Genomic DNA, 20685 nt, shown 5'->3' with positions numbered 1-20685 from the left:
TCCCCGTTACAAAACGTTTGCGACTATGGGGTATGATCAATACCAATATCGAATATGCTTTTGGTGCCAGATATATACTTACTAAATATCTTTCGGCATCGACTCATTACGACAGTGACATGAAATTTGGTGCTGGGATTACTTTAGCATATTGACACTTAACGGTAATTTATATATTTATTGCGAGCTACGAAGTGGCTCGCATTGTTTTTGTATATGTCGGTCGTCTTTAATTATATAAGGGTGTCTTATGTCTTCTTAAGAAAATAAAAGTCTTATCTTTATAACTAATAAACCAATTATTAGGGCGGCAAATATGAGCAAAACCAATTATTCGCTAAGTCTTCTCAAATCTTTATGGAAAAGGTTAAGGAGGAATGATGAGAAAATAGACATCAATGTTTATTTCATATCGGGTATGTGTTATAATTGTGCAGTATTCGATAATATTAAACTTCCCATAGGATATAAGAAAGTATATATCGAATGGCATACTCCGCGCGCCGATGAAAGTTTGACTGAGTATGCTCATACTATGGCTCAAAAAATAGATACTTCGTCTCCTTTTGCATTGGTCGGTTACTCGTTTGGTGCGGTAATAATGCAGGAAATGAGCCTGTTTCTCCAACCCGAAAAAAGTATTATTATATCATCTTTCAAACGAGAAGAGGAGATTCCGACACTGTTTCGTGCAGTTAAAAGAGTTAATCTGACAGAAAGGCTACCAATGAGTCTCTATTATTCTACCGATTTTATAACAAATGCTTTCAATCAGTTTGTATATCAGATGCCTACAAGTGAAGTTTCGCAATTTATGATTTATACAGATCCAGTGTATGTGAAATGGGCGGTGAAGGAGATTACTAACTGGACTCCCAATAATAATTGCAAGCACCTTTATCATATCCATGGTACGGACGATCAGATATTTCCTTACGAACTGATACGGAATGCTTTTCCTGTGCAGGGAGGCGATCATTTGATGGTACTCAAAAAAGCAGATACTGTAAGCCTTATTTTGGGCAGTATTCTACTGATGAATGAATAAACAGCAATATTTACAGTCAAGATTAATCCTTAATTTGCATTGGATAGTAAAAAAGACTAGTTAAAATATTTATCTTTAGCGGATATAACACAAAGTGAATTTTGATGAAAACATTGCTATACCTTATTATCGGATTAATACTTATTGGTTTATCCCCTAACTTAAAAGCACAATCAACAATTAAACCTCTTTTTTTTCACAACAAAGACAAGACTGATTTTAATTTACCTCAATTGGGCGTAAGCTTATCATTACCTGCTTTAGCCGGTTTTAAAACAATGCCGACTTCTAAGAAGAATGTCTTTACAGATATGCAAGATGACAGAACAGACTATTTCTTCGATATTACAAATCTGGATGAGTCGAATGATAATCACATCCTTTTTTCTCTAAAAGATAATTCTGTTTTTTTCAGAATGAGTATGATGGCTGGAGAAGCTAAGTTAACAAGAATGGCAGTATCTCAGCGACCATATTTCGTGGACTTTACATCTCCACTTAAGACCAAACTCGGGAAAACTACTTCTTATAAAATAAAACAAAAAGATGAAACACATGAGGTACATCTGCTTAATTATAATGGGTATTTATATGCTTTCAGCTTCAACTTCGATATTGATAACAATACCAAGAAAGAATTTGAAAAAATAATCAAAAATTTCCGTGCCGAGAAGTATAATCTTGGATTACTCACTTATGAAAATAAATTGAGAAACGGTTATTTCGATAAGGAAAGTAAGAAAGCTGAAAATTCCGATATATTCGATGAATTAGTGAATATGGAAGGCAGTGTATCTAAAGAAACTACATTCGATTTCGAAAAACTCAATTACAGTATTACGATCCCTAAAAAATGGGAATATAAGATTTCGGGTAAGCAGGTCGATAATCTGGATAAAGTATTTAATAGAATAGAATTAGATGGTGTGGATCTAATAAAAAACTCTATGATAGTAAATTGGTTCAGAAGTCCAAATTCTGAAATTGGGTTAATCTTTCGCAGCTATTTCTATAATACTACTTTCAACGTAGAAGAATTTGCACGAAAGTAGGCTGCCGACGCAATATATTCGAAAGAGGGAAACATAGTAATTGATGGAATTGAATTTCCTGCTATAATATATGGAACAAAAGATCAGGTGGCACTGACCTTTTATTATACTGATAATGATATCAAATACATTACTGAGATATTTGGTATTACAGAGAAAAATGCTTCAACTGCAGATAATCTCTTATCTGCAATGAGGATTGAAAGCAATAGCCTACCTCGTGCAAAGAGCAATACGAACAAACCTTTTTCTTCTGTCTTTAAGTTGGCTCCTCTCTCTTCGGTCAAAATAGGAAAGGTATTATTGCCTGAACCTGATTTAACGAATACATTTAAATGCAATCTGTCAGCTTTGGGTCTGGAGATGAATCTATATGGAGCCTCTGGTGACTATCAATCTTCAATTGGAGGTAAGGATAAGCAACTCCCTAAAAATGCAATAATATCTGATTTGCCCAAAGAAAATACTCAACTGAGTCTTTATTCGTTATCCAATTCAGGGGTATCTGTTACCATAAGAAAAGATCCAAAACCTATGGATTTGAAAATAACAGCAGAGGGAATGTTCAGATCTTTTTCAAGTAATAAGAATATTTCGATCTTCGAAAGTGGAATTAGTACTATAAAGTCGAAAAACTGGCATATCCTCTTATATCAGCAGGGCACTTACTATTTGGGTTTTATGAAAACATATAAGGACGATTATGAAGTATTAGTCACAGTAAGAGCCGACAGTAAGGAAGAACTCTTGAAAAAAGCTGCTATAATAAAATCATTTACGTTCAAGTAAGTAAATTTATAAAGTTGAGAATTTTAGAAGATGATCAATCAGAACTCGTCAACTTTCAAATCTTTTCTATACTTGTTTAATGTATCTTGCAGTTCTTTTGTAATTTCCTGATAGCCATTTTGCCCGTAAAGATTGTTTAATTCATTCGGATCACTCTTGAGATCATATAGTTCATTACAATTAATGTCTTCATCATCTGCCATCTCACCTTCTCCATAAAAATGGATTAGTTTGTAACGATCGGTTCTTACGCCGTCGTGCTTTCTCACATTGTGCACTGCCGGATAGTCATAATAATGATAATAGAGGCTTTCCCTCCAATCGGCGGGTTTCTCTCCTTCAAAAAGAGTTTCGAGCGACCTTCCACTCATTTCTTCCGGTTTTTCTATTCCTGCCAATGAAAGATAAGTAGGAGCATAGTCGATATTCTGTACCAAAGCATTGGTTTTAGACCCTGCTTTTATGGCTTTCGGATAGCGGATAATAAGAGGTGTCCGGAAAGACTCTTCATACATAAAACGTTTGTCGAACCATCCATGCTCACCCATATAGAACCCTTGGTCCGATGTATAAACGATGATTGTATTCTCTAATAACCCTTCTTTTTCAAGATATTGAATGAGTCGTCCTACCTCGTCATCGATAGATTTAATACAACGAAGATAATCTCTCAAATAGCGTTGAAATTTCCAGTCAAGCAATTCATTACCCGATAGCTTATCGCTAATAAATTTTTCATTCTTTGGGTGGTAAGCATTTTCCCATGCTGTGCGTTGTGAAGGAGTCATTCTCTTAAGTGAATTTTCGAATCCTTTTATGTTTCCTTCTTTGTTATAGGGAGCAGTATCTTTTAGCTCGATCACCTTGAGGTCGTGTACAAATTCCATAGTCTTATCGACAGTCATATCCTGAGTACTTGCGGCAGAGCATCGTGTGCTATAGTCGTCGTAGAACGTAGATGGTTTAGGAAATTCCACATCCTCATACAGATCGAGATATTTCTCTTCGGGCATCCAGTTGCGATGAGGTGCTTTGTGATGTACAAGCAAACAGAATGGTTTATCTTTATCCCTTTGTTCCAAGAATTCAATCGAATGATCGGTAGTGAGAGTTGTAGCATATCCCTCTTCTTTTATATATTTTCCGTTGGAATTCTTACTTCTGAATGCCGGATTATAATAATCTCCCTGATCCCATAGTATATGATAGAAATCGAAGCCTTTAGGTTCACATTGCATATGCCATTTACCAACAACACCAGTTTCGTATCCCTGCTCGTGTAGCAGTTCGGAGAAGAATATTTTAGTAGAATCGATCCCTTTTCCCAATTGACGTTGTCCATTTTGATGACTATATAAGCCCGTTATCAGACATGCCCTGCTTGGTGTAGATAATGAATTTTCAACAAATGCTTGCTGAAAAAGCATACCTTCATTCGCTAAACGGTCGATATTAGGAGTGGGAGCAAGCTTCGAGATAGGGTGTCCGTATGCACTGATGGTCTGGAACGAGTGGTCGTCAGTCATAATATGGATAATATTAGGACGCGATTTTTTAGTTTGTACATCTTGCTGTCCATATATGTAGGGGCTGAATAGAGTAATAGGGATGATGATTAATCCTGCTTTCTTAAGGTTGTCCATGGTATATGATTTTAGATTCAGCTATAAAGCTAAAAATATGTTTTGATAATTCAAAGGATATATTCAATAGTTTATCCATCTATTTAAATAACTTTATTATTGCTGTTTTTAACTTTTGCAAACAATAACAGAAGTTAATTGTTCTGATTGTAACAGTATACTATGGAAATACGAATTTGAAACAGTGTTTACATATTTCAAAGAAATTATCCCTTTGGTCAAATAAATACTTACCACTTATGAAACGATTCCCAATTTCGAAGAATGCCAGAAATGCACTCTTTGTTTTGTTAATGGCATTCTCTGCTTTCCTAGCATTCGAGCCTTTGTTTGAAAATCTCGGTCAAAAGGCAGCGCAAGAGTTCGCAGCAGCTATTTTCGGAACTATATTCGCTGCTGTTATAACAATGGTATTGTTGACAAAACAAACCGAAACAGAGCAAGAAAAAGATCGTAATGATAAAGTCTTCGAACAGAAGATACTGCTTTACAATCAGGTAATTGATACATTGCAGACTATCTTTGAGAAAACGGAAGACGGGTCATTGAAAATTACTCGGAAAGAAATAATGCAGATCGAATTTTTGCTGGCGAAGATGATGATGATTGGCAGCGATAAAACTATTTATGAGTTCAAGAGTTTTTATGAAACAGTTACAAATAACTATTCATCGGATACAGGAATCGTAAATCTTAGTTCGAGCGATAAACAGATTGTATTTCGCTTTGCCGACTATTGCCGTGAAGAACTGGGCTTGTCTACAAAGAATATAGAGAAAGATATATTAGAAGATATTATCCTTCAAAGTGAACTGCTATCTACTATGCAGCAAGTGGATGATATTGACTCTAATGCCATTGAAACAATAAAAGATATCTATGGATATTTGGTTTTTGATTTGAATATCCGTAATCAAAATATAAGTTTTACTTCAAATGGATTTAAGGCTTATATAAATAAAAAACAGACAGACGATGGTTGCTTCTTGAAGTGCGTTATCGATCGCGATCAGGTGTATCTGGTATTGAACAAGGAATATAAGACCAAAGAGTTCGAAAAGGGTAATTTAGATAATGAACCGGCTATAATATTAAAGTCATCGGATCGTAAAAATATTGAATTGCATTTTCCTGTTATAGAGAAGTTGATTAAAGAGAGCTTGAAAGAAACCATTGTATAAATTATGCAATAGATTAGAGAATACGATAGAAGTATTTCTATCGTTTGAGGTTAACAAATATTTGAGTGTTAAGCCAACTTTTTTTACGATTATATCGTCTCCAAAGAAGACTATTACGGCTGCAATGCTCGAAGTCTGTATAGATATATTTTAGGGCTATACGTTAATTCGTTCCCTAAAATAGCTGAAAATGTCTGTTCAGGGAAATAATATATTTATCTTCGTCTAGAATTTACAAACACAACGTCATGGAAGAAAAAGATAGAGAAAAAGGCAAACGTATTCGTCGTACCAATTACGAAGTTGAGCGGGATATAATGAATGCTGTGAAAAACTTAGTTGAAGAAAGAGGTTTTGGTAACGTAACACTCTCTGCTGTTTCTCAAGAAGCTAAAGTTGAACTTCCTGTTATTTATAGTAGGTACGGTAACTTAAATGGTATGTTTGAAGCCTTTGTTGAAAAATATAATTTCTGGTTGAATAGTATTCTAGAGAATTATATTGATGATTTCAAAAGTGGGAACTACGATATCTTTCTGACTAAATTTTTAAGGGATGTTACTTTCGAGTTGTATAAGGACAAGGGAATGCAGCAATTAATTCTTTGGGAAATATCCGAAAATAATGCGATAACATCTAAAACATCGAAGCTGAGGGAGGCAAACACCAATATGTTTGTGAAATTTTACGAAAATCTGTTCAAAGATACTGACATAAACTTCAGTGCTCTTACTGCACTTGTAATGGGAGGTACTTATTATCTTGTTTTGCACCGAGACAGTTCCACTTATTGTGGGGTAGACTTTAGCACAGATGAAGGCAAGAAGGAGTTGGTAGATACAATAGATAAGATTTACTCTTGGGTGTTTTCTCTCATTCAGCCGAATAAACAAATGCAGGAGGTTGCTTCTAAATTGAAGAAAAGAGGAGTGGACTTCGAAATAATTTCTGAATCTACAGGATTAAGTATAGAGGAAATATCCGAATTAGCATAAAAGGTAAATACTGCACATTCAATATATATTACCCTATTTTCGAACAATAATTTTCATTACGAAATTATATAATTCCTGATTTTGAGTAAAAGGTATTGCCGAGTCCTTTTATTTACTATTTTTGCGCCCGAATTATAAACTAGAAATAATGGAAATTAAAAAAGTAAAGGTAGAAGTTGCCGACCCTACTACTCTTGGTCTGTTCGGCTTGGCGATAGTAACGCTTGTGGCATCAACTCAAAAGTTAGGATTAACAGATGGTCTTGCATTTGTATTGCCTTGGGCTCTGTTCTTGGGTGGAGTGGCGCAGATCATAGCATCTATATTCGATTTTAAGCATAACAATCTTTTTGGAGCAACAGCTTTTAGCGCCTATGGCTTATTTTGGATTGGGATGTCGATGAGTTGGCTGATCAAGTTAGGGTGCTTAGGTGAAACCCTCGCTGCAACAGTTGATGTAAAACAGCTAGGAGCAGTATTTGTAGGCTATATGATTCTTACGATTATTTTGCTTATATCAGGATTAAAAATGTCGAAAGCAATGTTCTTTCTGCTTTTATTAATTGTAATTCTTTTTCTAGGTCTGGCTTTAGATGCTTTTGGTTTTGGTTACATATGGCATAGTGTTGCAGCTTATGCTGAAATGGCTATTTCTTTGGTGACTTTCTATGTGCTGGCTGCAAAGTATCTGAATAGTTTTTTCGGAAAAGAATTAGTGCCTGTTGGTACTCCATTTCTAAAATAAAAATGTAGGTATATAATAATAAAGCAGGAGGATGTAGCGTAAGTAATCTTTCGTATGATTCTGTCATCCTGAACGAAGAGAAGGATCTCTCAATCAAGAGTCGGGATTCTTCTCTTCGTTCAGAATGACAAAAGAGTAACACTTTGACTGTATTATTTTAGTTATGGCATACCCTCCTGCTGTTTCATCTGTATATTTTTACTTCATCATTTCAGACTGCCCACCATATCTTCGGGTTTCACCCATTCGTCGAATTGATCACCTGAAAGAAATCCTGACTTCACAGCTTCTTCTCTGAGAGTTGTACCGTTTTTATGTGCAGCCTTTGCTATTTTTGCCGATTTCTCATAGCCAATATGTGTATTCAGTGCTGTCACAAGCATTAATGAATTATCTACTAGCTCTTTGATGCGTTTCAGATTCGGCTCTATACCCGATACACAATGGTCGGTGAATGAAATGCAAGCATCACCCAATAATTGAGCCGATTGCAGGAAGTTGGCTGCAATAACAGGTTTAAATACATTCAACTCATAATTACCATTTGCTCCGGCAAAAGTAATAGCTGTGTTATTACCCATCACTTGCACACAAACCATGGTTAGGGCTTCGTTCTGTGTAGGGTTAACCTTACCCGGCATAATGGACGAACCAGGCTCATTCTCCGGTAGATTGAGTTCTCCGATTCCCGAGCGAGGTCCCGAACCGAGAAGACGTATATCTTGTGCTATCTTAAAGAGTGCGACTGCTAATCTGTTCAATGCGCCATGAGTACCCACTATTGCATCGTTGGAGGCCAGCGCTTCAAATTTGTTGGGTGCTGTAATAAACGGATGTCCTGTAAATTGGGCTATATATTCTGCTACTTTCGTATCATAGCCTTTCGGTGTATTAAGTCCTGTTCCCACAGCTGTACCGCCTAAAGCCAACTGTGACAGATGACCTAGCGTAGCTTTTATTGCTTCAATAGAATATTGTACTTGTGCAGCGTAGCCCGAGAATTCCTGACCTAAGGTCAAAGGAGTTGCATCCTGAAGATGAGTTCTTCCTATCTTTACAATATCTTTGAATTGTTCGGCTTTTGTAGCCAGAGCTTTTTGTAATTTTTCTGCTGCAGGTATGGTATGTTCAACTATTTTCTTGTAGGCTGCAATGTGCAGAGCCGTTGGAAATGTATCGTTAGACGACTGCGATTTGTTAACATCATCATTGGGATGGATAGGACTTTTATCTCCTAGATTACCACCGCTTAAAACAAGTGCCCGATTGGATATAACTTCGTTTACATTCATGTTAGACTGAGTGCCTGACCCTGTTTGCCAGATAACCAATGGAAACTGATCGTCAAGCTTTTCTTCCAGAATCTCGTCACAAGCCTTGGCTATCAGATCCCTTTTATCGGCAGGTAGAACACCTAATTCTGCATTAGCAAATGCAGCAGCTTTTTTAAGATAACTGAAAGCATGAATAATTTCCTTAGGCATAGATGCCACAGGGCCTATTTTGAAGTTGTTTCTCGAACGTTCGGTCTGTGCTCCCCAGTATTTATCGGCAGGAACTTGCACCTCGCCCATAGTATCTTTCTCTATACGATATTTCATAAGAATAGTTATTAGTGAATTATTTATATTATAGTATAGGTAAAGATCGCGAATAGACTGTGTTTTATCAATACCTATTAATGGTGATTTATAGATAACAAAATCACTAATAGGTTTGTTTGAATTTAGAAGAATCTGTCATTCCGAAACGCAGTGAGGAATCTGCTGTCTCTGTAGCAAAATAACAGCCATAGATTCCTCACTGCGTTTCGGAATGACAAACAGAAAGATATAAAACTCATGATTACAAGATACTATATATTGCCATTATATGACATATACTACCTCCCAAGACAAATAAATGGAAAACAGTATGCATATATCTCCTCTTTTTCCAAGAGTAGAATAAAGCACCAACTACATATGAAACACCTCCTGCAATTATCCAATAAAGGGTGCTCATCAATCCCATAGGGGCTAATGTCTCTTGCAAAGGTTTGAAGGCTACAAGAATACTGGCACCCATTACTACAAAGCAGATAGTTTCGAGATGGCTATGATCTTTCAGTTTTTTGAAACTTGCAATTAGGCCCAGAATGGCAGATACCCATACAAAAGCGAATAAAGACCATCCCCATGCTCCCACATCACGTAATATAAGTAAGGTAAACGGTGCATAAGTTCCGGCAATATGTAAGTAGATAGCACTATGATCGAATTTGCGGAGTAATGCTTTTCGCTTTTCATGCCTGCAACTATGATACCAGGTAGATGTAACGTAAGAAGCGAGCATACCGAACAGGTAAATGCTGACACTGCCTATAGCCCATGGGTCGCCGTTTTGTATTGCAGCAGCAATCATAAACCATCCGGCTATCAATCCTATCAGGATACCTACACCATGCGATATGGCATTTGCAGTTTCTTCGCTCTGTGTATAATTTCTTGTTCTCATCATTTATATTTTATATAAGAAATACAAATTTAGGGTTTAAAAGTAATAAACAGTTTAAAATTTCATTAATGCTGATATTTCGTCTCAAAAGTTATATGAAAAAATATACGAATTGTAAAGAAAACACCCTATAGTGTAAAAATAATTTACACTATATAATACCTTTTGTTTTGGTAATTAATTGATTATTAAATGTATTATTGTTTTGGCATGCTATTGGCTCAATAAATAGTAAAAGCACCACTTATGAGATACATCTACATTATCGTTTTAATTTTGATTAGCCAGACAGGTAAGGCTCAGGAAAAAGAATGGACACTGGAAGAGTGTATGCAATACGCCGTAGAAAACAGTCTGGAAAAGAGGAAACAAGAAGCCCAGAATACAATCTATCATCAGAATTATCTGGAAGCCATCGGAAGGTTATTGCCATCCATAAATGCTAATACGAATGCCAATTTTAATTTTGGTCGTGGTCTCGATTCTGAGACAAATACCTATACTGATGTGAACTCATTTAGTAACAACTACAATCTTTATTCGTCTTTAATATTGTTTGATGGACTGACGAGTATCACCAGAGTAAGATTACAACGGGTAAATAAACTGATGGGTAGACAGGAGCTTGAGGCAGTAAAAGACCTTATAGCTTACGAAACAATGGAATGTTTCTTCAATGTATTATATAGTACAGAATTAGTCAAATTAGCAGAGGCACAACTCGAAGAAAGTACCGAGACGCTAAAACAAATAACACGAATGGCAGAACTCGGTGTAAAGAGTTATCCGGATGTTGCCGAAATATCGGCTCAGGAGGCTGAGAATAATTATAATCTGACTCGTCAAAAGAATATACTGGCCATTGCAGTTATAAAACTGAAAGAGAAAATGAATTTTCCTATAGAAGACGTCCTTCATGTTTCAGATTCTGCTACTACACCACTAATAGTTAAATCGCAAGATACAGCGATCAGTATCTTTGAGCAATCTAGACTATTTATCCCAAAAGCTGTGGCGGCAGAGTCGAAACTGAAGTCTCAAAAATTAGCCTATAAATCGGCAAAAGGTGTATTGTTTCCAACACTCTCTGTTGATGGTGGCTATAATACAAACTTTTCACGTTATATGGATGGGAGTAACTATTCTTCATTTAATGAACAATTTAGAAATAAGGTAGGCCGTTATGTCGGTTTTACTCTCAGCATCCCTATATTCAATGGATTCTCTCGATCGGCACAAGTAAGGCGTGGTAAGGCTGAGGTTGTAATGGCGCAGGCTGAGCGCGATAAAACACTACGAACTTTGCATAGTGAAATAGAACAGGCTGTAGCCGATATGAATGGAGAAGCGGATCAATATTATCAGGCAAAAAAACAAGTAGATGCTATGGATATTGCTCATCAGGTAAATCAGCGTAAGTATATTGAGGGACTTATAAATGCTCTCGATTTGCATATAACAGCGAATAGACTACTTCAGGCTAGAGCAGAGGAATTAAATTCTAAACTTAGATTTCAGCTGAAACATAAATTAGTCGAATATTACAAAGGTGAGCCATTTATAATTATAAACGAGTAGAAATAAAATATAACAAACAATATATATGGATACAATTATTGAACAAAAAAAAGGACTGAAAAAGAAGCATATACCTTTTCTTATTGGCGGTCTCATATTCCTAATAGTTATTATATGGCTTGTATTTGGAAATCACTCTTCCAAGCTTAATGTAGAGAAGGATAGGGTGACTGTTCAGGAAGTTACACATGGTCAGTTTAACGATTATGTCCGTATTAGTGGGCAAGTGCAGCCAATCAATACGATTCAGTTGAGTGCAATAGAAGGTGGAATGGTTGCGGAAAAACTTATAGAGGAAGGTTCGGAGGTGCGTAGAGGAGACATCGTTATACAACTTACAAATCCGATGTTGAGTCTCCATATTTTGGATAGTGAAGCTCAATTGGCAGAGAAACAGAACTTTTTACGTAATACGCAAGTTTCGATGGAACAGGAAAAATTAAACCTTAAAAAAGAAAAGCTCCAACTCGATATGGATGTTGAACGAAAGAAGCGTAAATATGAACAATATAAACAATTGTACACTGAAAAACTTTCGTCTAAAGAAGAATATCTGCAAGCTAAAGAAGATTACGAATATGCGGTTAATGGCCGCAGTTTAGTTGTGGAACGTCAGAAACAAGACTCAATTTATCGTGGTATTCAGATCGATCAGATGGAAGAAAGTTTACACAATATTCGCAAGAATCTGATCTTAGTACGCCAACGTGTCGATAATCTGAATGTTAAAGCTCCTGTTGATGGACAATTGGGTTTGCTTGATGTTGAAATTGGTCAATCGATTAATAGCGGTGGACGAGTGGGACAGATTAGCGTTTTATCCGATTATAAGGTGGAAGCGATGATCGACGAGCATTACATAGACCGTGTGAAAGCAGGATTGGATGGTACATTTGAGCGTCAGGACAAAAACTTTGCTCTTCGTGTACGCAAGGTGTATCCGGAAGTTAGAGAAAAGCAATTCAAAACCGATTTCGTATTCGAAGGTGAGCGTCCCGATAATATCAGAGCCGGACAGACCTATTATATAAATTTACAACTGGGTCAGCCTGTTGAGGCAGTGCTTATACCAAGAGGTGTTTTCTATCAGACAACTGGTGGACAGTGGATATTTGTTGTATCGGCAGATGGAAGTAAAGCCGTGAGACGGAATATAACTATCGGTCGTCAGAATCCTAATTTTTATGAAGTAATCAGCGGACTTGAACCGGGAGAGAAAGTAATCACATCAGCTTACGATTCTTATGGAGATGTACAAGAGTTAATTCTGAAATAACCTTATTAATCTAATTAAAAGTAAAATATGAATATACTTAGATCTTTTAAACGAACACGCTTCTTTTTGTGGGTAAATATTATCGGCTTGGCTATCGGGTTGGCAGTAGCTATTATGTTAATCCTATTTGTCGTGAACGAATTGAGTTATGATAAACATTTCGCTAATAGTGAACGAATTATCAGACTAAATACAGTAAGAGAAGGTGTAAGTGGCAAAAACTATAATCCGATAAACCTTCGGACAGCTTATACTGAGCTTCCGGAGAAAATTCCAGGAATAGAATCGGCAGTGCAGATATTAGCGATGGGTAAAGTCGAAGTAATTCGTAATACCGAACGTTATCAGGATGTCGATTTACTTTCCGCTGACCCTGATTTTTTTAAGGTCTTCCAAATGAAATTTATTGAAGGCACGCCTCAAACGGCATTTAGTAATATAAACTCTATTGTAATAACACGCCAGCAGGCCGATGCTATGTTTGGCGGAGCAAGTAAGGCGATGGGCAATACTTTGCTCGTTAGAGAAGTAGAGTATACAGTTTCGGCAGTGGTTGAAAAACTTCCTGTGAACACACATTTTTCATTCGATATACTGGCTAATATGCAATCTCTCGATTATATAAAGTATTATACCGGGCTAGAGTTTTATACTTATTATCTCATAAAATCGGATGTTTCGATGTCTGATGTCGTAGCGTCTATAGAGAAAGAATATACCTCAATAATGAAACCTTGGGTTGCTAATTTTAATGGAAGTGAAAAGGGGTATGGAGTTACCGAGAAACTTACTGATATATATTTACATTCAAAAGCGACTTATAGTATTGGCAAAAGCAGTGATATGACTTCTATCTGGTTGTTGTCGGCACTGGCTTTATTTATATTGCTTTTGGCTGTTATCAATTTTATCAATCTATTTATAGCTCAGGGTGAGACTCGTATGAATGAAGTGGCTATCCGTAAAGCTAATGGAGCTACTATGATCGATATCGTTCGGCAGTTTTTCTCAGAAGTGTCGCTTATTGTTTTCATTGCTTTTATAGGAGGGTTATTTTTGGCTATGATTCTCGCACCTTATTTTTCAAAACTTATAAATAAGGATATTGATCTTATTCAGTTGATGAATCCTATATTCATTTTATGTATTATTGGTCTTTTTGTGATGACTGTTATTCTTTCAGCATCTTATCCTTCATTTTATCTAAGTCGTTTCAGTCCGTTAGACATACTAGGAAAACGACTCACATTTTCGAAACGCAGATTAACTGTTGTTCTTGTAGTTTTTCAATCGGCTGTTACAATTATTCTTATTTCTTATATACTGGTAATAAACAAGCAGGCTACCTATTTAGAAAATATTCCATTGGGGTATAATCCTAAAAATGTATTGGTTGTGTCAGCTAATGAAAGTATTGGTAAAAGCTACGAAGCTTTAAAGCAAGAGTTGCTTACTATACCTGATGTGAAGACAGTTGCATGCGGACGTCATCTTATCGGTAGTGGATGGAGTGGTCAAATTGTAGGACTGTTCGAAAATAAAGAAGAAACACATCCTATAAATGAGTATAGAATATCGTCTGGCCTAAGTGAATTGATAGAGTTTCAATTAACGGAAGGGGAATTCTTTAAAGAAAATACACCTGATAGTATCCGCCAGATTATTCTGAACGAAGCTGCTGTAGATATGTTGGGTTTGCAATACCCTGTTGTCGGGAAGGTGGTCGATTATAGTGGATCGATAGAGATTGTAGGTGTAGTAAAGAATTTCTATTATGCAAAACCTTCCGACAAGATTGAGCCTTTAGCATTAAGAAGAGTGGAAATACCTTCCAGAATATATATCAAGTTCGATGAAAATGTAAGTAGAACTAAAGCTCTGGAAATGGTTTTAGGTGCATTCAGAAAATTCGATTCCGGTTTTGTTATTAACCCAACATGGAGTGAAGACGTTTATACTCAAAAATTTGATAGTATTAAAACGCAGTCAAGGATTGTATTAATAAGCTCAATATTATCCATATTCATTGCTATGTTAGGTTTAGTGGCAATACATTTATATACTACTATGCGCAGAACAAAAGAGATTGGGATAAGGAGAGTGAATGGAGCTACCCATAGCGAAGTATTTGTATTGCTCTCGCGTGATATTGTCAAATGGATTATTATCGCCGGCGTCGTAGCAATACCTGTTGTATACTATATATCTTCAAATTGGTTGAACGACTTTGCCAATCGTACATCTTTAGATTGGACTGTATTTGTATTTCCTCTACTGATTCAATGTCTGATAGCAATTTTAGTTACATCGGGAGTCAGTTTAAAAGTCTTATCACAAAATCCGGTTGACGCATTAAAAACAGAATAAATAATAGAAACAAAATAATAACAATTTTAAATAGTACAATTATGATACAAATTAATGATTTAAGAAAAGTATTCCGTACCGAAGAAGTAGAAACAGTAGCATTAAACAATATATCATTGCATGTAGATGCAGGGGAATTTATTGCTATCATGGGCCCTTCGGGTTGTGGTAAATCTACCTTGTTGAATATACTTGGTTTGTTGGACAACCCTACATCCGGAAAATATTCGCTTAATGGTAAAGAAGTAGGCAATCTGAAAGAAAAAGAACGTACCCAAGCGCGAAAAGGCAATCTGGGTTTTGTATTCCAAAGTTTCAATCTGATAGAAGAAATGACCGTGTTTGAAAATGTCGAATTACCATTGGTTTATCTCAAAGTAAAAGCATCGGAACGAAAACAACGTGTTGAAGAAACGCTCCGTAAGATGAGTATCAGCCACCGTGCCAACCATTTTCCAAATCAGTTATCGGGTGGACAACAGCAGCGTGTCGCTATTGCTCGTGCCGTAGTTGCTAATCCTAAATTGATATTAGCCGATGAGCCTACCGGTAATTTGGATTCAAAAAACGGAAAAGATGTGATGGATCTTCTTACTGAACTGAATCAGGAAGGTTCTACAATCGTAATGGTTACTCACTCTCAGCATGATGCTTCTTTTGCACACCGTGTAATCAATTTATTTGACGGGCAGGTTGTGACAGAGGTTGAGGGTAAGATGTAAATAAGCTTATCGGAAAATTCTTATATCCATTCTAAGAAAATATATACGACTATGGGTTTCATATTTAAAAACTTTGTTTATCTGCTAAAGTGCTTCAGAGTGCCGTCTATTATTAATATAGTCGGTTTATCTCTCGCATTTGCTGTTTTTATAATTATTGGTATACAAACATGCTACGATGCCACGTTCAATAGACAATTTACAAAGTCTGATAATATCTATAATTTTAGTCGTTATTATCCTTCCGATGGCATACGTATATCAACTATTAGTGTTCCTGTGGCTGAAAGTATGGTACAAGAATTTTCCGAAATAAACAATTACTGCTTATTGCAAAGTTGGGATGAAAATTCTTTCGATATCTATGGTAAAGACAATAAGCATGTCACGCATACAGAGAATTTGGTCTTTACTACAAGCGGTTTTTTAGATATTTTCACTCCTGAAATAATATTAGGAGATGTTTCAAAAACGCTTGAAATCGATAACAGGGCTTTAATATCAGAAAGTGCAGCTAAAAAGATATTTGGAGATCAAAATCCTGTCGGTCAGGTTATATACGATCATTTTTCACAACAACCTATAACTATAGATGCTGTTTATAAAGACTTTCCTGAAAATTGCAGTCTGACAAATGGCATATATACAAAACTGGTTGATTATAATCAAAACAACTGGGCATACAAAGGCTATTTTGAACTCTTACCTGGCACTTACACCCAATTACAGGAAAAATTGAATGGAGCTGAATTTCGGGGCGAAGCCACTCTTAAAGCTCAGGATGAAGATCCGACAATCCGCGAAGATTATGAGTTATCTCCCCTGACTGACTTACATTTGAATCACAACACAGCCCGGAAAACTTTATTTTTATCATTGATAGCAATTGGAGTAGTTATATTGGTAATTGTATATACCAATTATATTAACTTCTCTATAGCTATGGCATCTTCACGTATCAGGAATATTAATATCCATAAAATATTGGGTATACGTAAAATGTTGTTGAGAATATCTATTTTATTCGAAGGCTTATTTTTAACTCTCATCTCATTCATGCTTGCTCTTCTGTATCTCTATTTTTTCCAGAAAACAACTTTAAGTAGTTTATTCGATGCCGATTTATCTTTTGATCAGAATATATATGTTATTAGTGCAGTAGGTGTAATCCTTTTGTTCCTGTCGTTTCTTGTCGGATTGTACCCTACGAAATATGTGACCTCATTCAACGAAGCAGTTGCACTGAATGCTTCTTTTGCTTTATCACCAAGAGGTGTTAAATTGAGAAATGTATTGATCACCATACAGTTTACAGCAGCTATGGTACTCATCGTAGTTTCCTCTTTTATGCAAATACAGAATAAGTATATGCAGAATTATTCGATAGGAATACAGAAAGAAAATATAGTATACCTCCCTGTTGCTGGTTTGAAAACCGATCTGAAAACCTTTGCTGAAGAACTTAATAAAAATCCGAATGTAAAAGGGTTTACGGCATCGGAGCATCTTCCGGGCTACATCGGGATGAGTTGGAACAGAAATTTTGAAGGGCAATTTCTACAGAAAGTCGTTGCATGGTCAGTTACTCCCGATTTTTTAGATTTTTTTGGTGTTGATATTTTGGCGGGAAATAATTTTACAAAAAATGATACGATCGGACAGGAGCAAATTATATTTAACGAGAAGTTTCTCGAAAAATACGGATTGGATAAAAGTATTGTAGGCAAAGATTTCGAGTGTTTTAATCCGGGTATTATAGTAGGGATAGCAAAGGATATCAATTTTCAATCATTGCACTATGCCATAGAGCCGATGGGCTATGTAGTACTTAATGATCAAAAAGGCTGGATTAAATTTATGTACATCAAAATATCAGGACAGAATACACCTGAAACAATCGATTACATTGAGAAGACTTGGAGCAAATTCAATGATGAGACTTTCGATTTGAATTTTCTTGATTCTAAAATGAACGATCTTTATAAAAAGGAAGAAAATCAGTCCAAATTAATAACGCTATTTGGATTTATTACAATCGTAATTGCTGTTATGGGGGTTTATGGATTAATCTTATTTAATACGAGACAAAAAAACAAGCAAATAGCTATCCGTAAAATAAACGGAGCGAGTGAAGCACAAATTGTTTTTATGCTTAATAAAGATTTGCTTTTACTTCTTTTTATAGCCTTTCTGATAGCGATGCCGGTGGCTTACTATTTTGTCGGAAAATGGCTTGAAAATTTCGCTTATAAAACTCCAATTTATTACTGGGTATTTTTTGCCAGTGGATTTTTAGTGTTTCTGATTACGATAGCTACAGTTAGCATACAGAGCTGGAGAGCAGCAAAAGCAAATCCTGTAGATTCATTAAAAACTGAATAACCACAATTAATATAAAAATAGGCCAATTGTATAATATCACTGATTTAAGTAAAGTATAAAAATGAGAACTATTATAAGAAATTTTTTAAGTACGCTGAAACGCTTCAAAATGGCTAGCATACTCAATATTTTAGGATTGAGTGTGGCTTTTGCCTCTTTTGTTGTAATCATGATGCAGGTGGATTATGATTATAACTTTGATAATTTCGATAAAGACGCAGATAAGATCTATCGTGTCGAATGGGTGAACAACGAAGGAGGAAAACAATCCATTATATCAAGAGGTCTTGCGGATGTCTTGTTCGAGTCGTCTCCTGCTATTGAAGCCGGTACACTTAAAAGTTTTGTTAAAAAGATATATTTCAGTATCGATATTGATGGAGTTCCTGTCCATTATTGGGAAAAGGATATTGCTGTTTATCCTTCTTATACCAAGATATTCGATTTTAAAATGATAGAAGGAACTGCCGATGCTTTGAATGAACCTGATAAAATACTCGTTCCTCAGAGCCTTGCAAAGAAAATATTCGGAAAAGAATCTGCTTTGGGCAAAATATTAAAGGGGCAATCACAAAACTTTATAATCGGAGGTGTATATAAAGATTTTCCTCGCAATTCATCTGTTGAAAATGTCATAGTGCGAACTATGCCGAAGGATGAAAATTTGAATAATTGGGGTAATTCAAATTATAATGTTTTTGTGAAACTAAATTCTTCGGATATCCCGAAAGGTTTAGGAGAAAATCTGAATGTACCCGAAGAGCAAAAAAACTTTTTGGAAGGTCATTTACAATTTACTCAGCTGAAAGATTTGCACACTGTTACAGGTATACAATATGATGAAATACCTAAAACGAGCAGTCAGACTATTATAGTACTTTTTACTATAGCTATTGCGATATTAATAATTGCCGGGGTTAATTTCACAAACTTTAGTATGGCTCTAGCTCCAATGCGTATTAAAAGTATCAATACACAGAAAGTTCTTGGAGCCGGCGAATCGGATTTAAGACGTTCGCTTCTGTTAGAGACTATTATAATCAGCTTTTTCGCATTTATCCTCTCTCTGGTCTGGATTCAGCTTTTCTCGATGTTTCCTGCAATTACTAAACTGATAAACGCCGAGATTCTTTTATCTTCCTATCCTTCGTTGATCGTATTAACAGGTTTATTGTCATTATTGCTTGGCGTTGTTTCCGGTATTTATCCTGCCTATTATATGACATCTTTTGAGCCTGCACTTGTACTGAAAGGTAGTTTTGGCCTTTCACCTAAAGGTCGCCAGTTGAGAAATCTGTTGATTGGTATACAGTTCAGTGTGTCGATTGCATTGATTATTAGTGCATCGTTTATGTATTTGCAAAATTACTATATGCAAAATGCTTCCTTGGGCTTTGACAAAGATCAATTGATCGTAACGGATTTGAATACCAAGATAAACGATAACAAAAGTGCTTTTACAAACGAGTTAAAGTCTTTTGCAGGTATTGATAATGTGACATCGGGGTTCGCAGTGCTTTCTAGTAGAGATAGTTATATGGGATGGGGACGAAAGTATAAAAATGAAATTATTGACTTTCAGTGTTTTCCTGTCGATCCTTCTTTTTTGGAAGTCGTAGGTATAGATATTACTGATGGGCGAAACTTCAGGGAAGATGATGAGAAGACGAATCATGGTGTTTATATATTTAATGAGGCGGCACGGAAAAAATATAATTTGGAATTAAATAAATTTGTCGATGAGGCAGAGATAATCGGTTTTATCCCAGATGTCAAGTTTGCATCTTTCCGTAATACTGTCACTCCTATGGCTTTCTATGTATGGGGTATCCATAATTGGGGAATGAATCCTAATTATGCTTATATACGTGTAGAAGCTGGTAGTGATATGTACGCGGCTATGGAACATGTTAAAGCATCTTTGAAACGTATCGATCCTGACTATCCTTTTGATGTTCGTTTTTACGACAATGTGCTGAATAGCCTCTACGAAAAAGAACAGAACCTAACCTCTCTAATATCACTTTTCAGCCTGATAGCGATTATTATTTCTATGGTCGGTGTCTTCGGTCTGGTTCTTTTCGAGAGTGAATATCGTCGTAGAGAGATCAGTATCCGTAAGGTTTTAGGAGCATCTATCAGCGAAATACTTATAATGTTTAATAAAACATACATTATTATTCTAGGTATTTGTTTTCTCATCGCTACTCCGATAGTTTACTATGCCATAGATATCTGGCTTGAAAATTTCGCATATAAAACCCCGATGCACTGGTGGGTATTTCTGGTTAGCGGTCTGATTATATTTTTTATTACAGTTGTAACTGTTAGTGTACAAAGCTGGCGAGCAGCCAATACCAATCCGGTAGATTCACTAAAAAATGAATAACTACAGTTAATACGAAAATAAA

Annotated in this window: 15 protein-coding genes; 12 read left to right on the top strand and 3 right to left on the bottom strand. The window is 36.0% G+C overall.

The window, feature by feature from the left end:
* Positions 1-316 precede the first annotated feature (316 nt).
* The 3 genes from G7Y56_RS07355 (at position 317) to G7Y56_RS07345 (ending at position 2889) form a co-directional block, all read left to right on the top strand.
* A complete protein-coding gene (locus G7Y56_RS07355; RefSeq protein ID WP_165042346.1) occupies positions 317-1048 on the top strand; it encodes an alpha/beta hydrolase in 732 nt (243 codons plus the stop codon).
* Between the two features lie 104 nt (positions 1049-1152).
* Positions 1153-2100: a hypothetical protein gene (locus tag G7Y56_RS07350; RefSeq protein ID WP_165042344.1), complete on the top strand. Its 948-nt coding sequence runs from the start codon at positions 1153-1155 to the stop codon at positions 2098-2100.
* Between the two features lie 87 nt (positions 2101-2187).
* Positions 2188-2889 carry a hypothetical protein gene (locus tag G7Y56_RS07345; protein WP_165042342.1) on the top strand — a complete coding sequence of 234 codons (702 nt, stop codon included), beginning with the start codon at positions 2188-2190 and terminating at the stop codon, positions 2887-2889.
* A 38-nt stretch (positions 2890-2927) separates the two neighbouring features.
* On the opposite strand, the gene G7Y56_RS07340 is transcribed toward G7Y56_RS07345, so the two are convergent.
* Positions 2928-4532, bottom strand: coding sequence for a sulfatase (locus G7Y56_RS07340; protein WP_165042340.1), 1605 nt, complete (start codon positions 4530-4532; stop codon positions 2928-2930).
* A gap of 239 nt (positions 4533-4771) precedes the next feature.
* On the opposite strand from G7Y56_RS07340, the gene G7Y56_RS07335 reads away from it, so the two are divergent.
* The 3 genes from G7Y56_RS07335 (at position 4772) to G7Y56_RS07325 (ending at position 7453) form a co-directional block, all read left to right on the top strand.
* On the top strand, positions 4772-5713 hold the full coding sequence (locus G7Y56_RS07335) for a hypothetical protein (protein ID WP_165042338.1): 942 nt from the start codon (positions 4772-4774) through the stop codon (positions 5711-5713).
* A 248-nt stretch (positions 5714-5961) separates the two neighbouring features.
* Entirely contained in the window at positions 5962-6708 is a 747-nt protein-coding gene (locus G7Y56_RS07330) for a TetR family transcriptional regulator (RefSeq protein ID WP_165024258.1), read from the top strand.
* A 148-nt stretch (positions 6709-6856) separates the two neighbouring features.
* The gene (locus G7Y56_RS07325) at positions 6857-7453 is read left to right on the top strand and encodes an acetate uptake transporter family protein (protein WP_165042336.1); all 597 of its coding nucleotides are present in this window, start codon (positions 6857-6859) and stop codon (positions 7451-7453) included.
* Between the two features lie 206 nt (positions 7454-7659).
* Here G7Y56_RS07325 and fumC read toward each other — a convergent pair whose 3' ends face one another.
* Positions 7660-9054 carry a class II fumarate hydratase gene (fumC, locus tag G7Y56_RS07320; protein ID WP_165042334.1) on the bottom strand — a complete coding sequence of 465 codons (1395 nt, stop codon included), beginning with the start codon at positions 9052-9054 and terminating at the stop codon, positions 7660-7662.
* Between the two features lie 244 nt (positions 9055-9298).
* A complete protein-coding gene (locus G7Y56_RS07315; protein ID WP_165042332.1) occupies positions 9299-9949 on the bottom strand; it encodes a hemolysin III family protein in 651 nt (216 codons plus the stop codon).
* A gap of 246 nt (positions 9950-10195) precedes the next feature.
* Here G7Y56_RS07315 and G7Y56_RS07310 point away from each other — a divergent pair, with 246 nt between their 5' ends.
* The 6 genes from G7Y56_RS07310 to G7Y56_RS07285 all read left to right on the top strand — a co-directional run bounded on the left by G7Y56_RS07310 (position 10196) and on the right by G7Y56_RS07285 (position 20663).
* A complete protein-coding gene (locus tag G7Y56_RS07310; protein ID WP_165042330.1) occupies positions 10196-11527 on the top strand; it encodes a TolC family protein in 1332 nt (443 codons plus the stop codon).
* A 25-nt stretch (positions 11528-11552) separates the two neighbouring features.
* The gene (locus G7Y56_RS07305; protein WP_165042328.1) at positions 11553-12803 is read left to right on the top strand and encodes an efflux RND transporter periplasmic adaptor subunit; all 1251 of its coding nucleotides are present in this window, start codon (positions 11553-11555) and stop codon (positions 12801-12803) included.
* Between the two features lie 27 nt (positions 12804-12830).
* Entirely contained in the window at positions 12831-15170 is a 2340-nt protein-coding gene (locus G7Y56_RS07300; RefSeq protein WP_165042326.1) for an ABC transporter permease, read from the top strand.
* Between the two features lie 41 nt (positions 15171-15211).
* Positions 15212-15892: an ABC transporter ATP-binding protein gene (locus G7Y56_RS07295; protein ID WP_165042324.1), complete on the top strand. Its 681-nt coding sequence runs from the start codon at positions 15212-15214 to the stop codon at positions 15890-15892.
* 51 nt (positions 15893-15943) lie between these two features.
* Positions 15944-18274: an ABC transporter permease gene (locus G7Y56_RS07290; RefSeq protein ID WP_165042322.1), complete on the top strand. Its 2331-nt coding sequence runs from the start codon at positions 15944-15946 to the stop codon at positions 18272-18274.
* Between the two features lie 61 nt (positions 18275-18335).
* Positions 18336-20663 (top strand): ABC transporter permease, encoded by a 2328-nt coding sequence (locus G7Y56_RS07285; RefSeq protein WP_165042320.1) that lies wholly within the window; start codon positions 18336-18338, stop codon positions 20661-20663.
* Positions 20664-20685: the final 22 nt, after the last annotated feature.

It is taken from the genome of Dysgonomonas sp. ZJ709, from assembly GCF_011039195.1.
In the GTDB taxonomy this organism is placed as follows: domain Bacteria; phylum Bacteroidota; class Bacteroidia; order Bacteroidales; family Dysgonomonadaceae; genus Dysgonomonas.
Note: the sequence above shows the minus strand (reverse complement) of the source record. Positions and strands in the feature narration are given on the sequence as shown.

Excerpts from the sequence above, each read along its gene's own strand:
- G7Y56_RS07355 (WP_165042346.1), top strand. The coding sequence starts at position 317 with ATGAGCAAAACCAATTATTCGCTAAGTCTTCTCAAATCTTTATGGAAA.
- G7Y56_RS07350 (WP_165042344.1), top strand. The coding sequence starts at position 1,153 with ATGAAAACATTGCTATACCTTATTATCGGATTAATACTTATTGGTTTA.
- G7Y56_RS07340 (WP_165042340.1), bottom strand. The coding sequence starts at position 4,532 with ATGGACAACCTTAAGAAAGCAGGATTAATCATCATCCCTATTACTCTA.
- G7Y56_RS07335 (WP_165042338.1), top strand. The coding sequence starts at position 4,772 with ATGAAACGATTCCCAATTTCGAAGAATGCCAGAAATGCACTCTTTGTT.
- G7Y56_RS07330 (WP_165024258.1), top strand. The coding sequence starts at position 5,962 with ATGGAAGAAAAAGATAGAGAAAAAGGCAAACGTATTCGTCGTACCAAT.
- G7Y56_RS07325 (WP_165042336.1), top strand. The coding sequence starts at position 6,857 with ATGGAAATTAAAAAAGTAAAGGTAGAAGTTGCCGACCCTACTACTCTT.
- fumC (WP_165042334.1), bottom strand. The coding sequence starts at position 9,054 with ATGAAATATCGTATAGAGAAAGATACTATGGGCGAGGTGCAAGTTCCT.
- G7Y56_RS07315 (WP_165042332.1), bottom strand. The coding sequence starts at position 9,949 with ATGAGAACAAGAAATTATACACAGAGCGAAGAAACTGCAAATGCCATA.
- G7Y56_RS07310 (WP_165042330.1), top strand. The coding sequence starts at position 10,196 with ATGAGATACATCTACATTATCGTTTTAATTTTGATTAGCCAGACAGGT.
- G7Y56_RS07305 (WP_165042328.1), top strand. The coding sequence starts at position 11,553 with ATGGATACAATTATTGAACAAAAAAAAGGACTGAAAAAGAAGCATATA.
- G7Y56_RS07300 (WP_165042326.1), top strand. The coding sequence starts at position 12,831 with ATGAATATACTTAGATCTTTTAAACGAACACGCTTCTTTTTGTGGGTA.
- G7Y56_RS07295 (WP_165042324.1), top strand. The coding sequence starts at position 15,212 with ATGATACAAATTAATGATTTAAGAAAAGTATTCCGTACCGAAGAAGTA.
- G7Y56_RS07290 (WP_165042322.1), top strand. The coding sequence starts at position 15,944 with ATGGGTTTCATATTTAAAAACTTTGTTTATCTGCTAAAGTGCTTCAGA.
- G7Y56_RS07285 (WP_165042320.1), top strand. The coding sequence starts at position 18,336 with ATGAGAACTATTATAAGAAATTTTTTAAGTACGCTGAAACGCTTCAAA.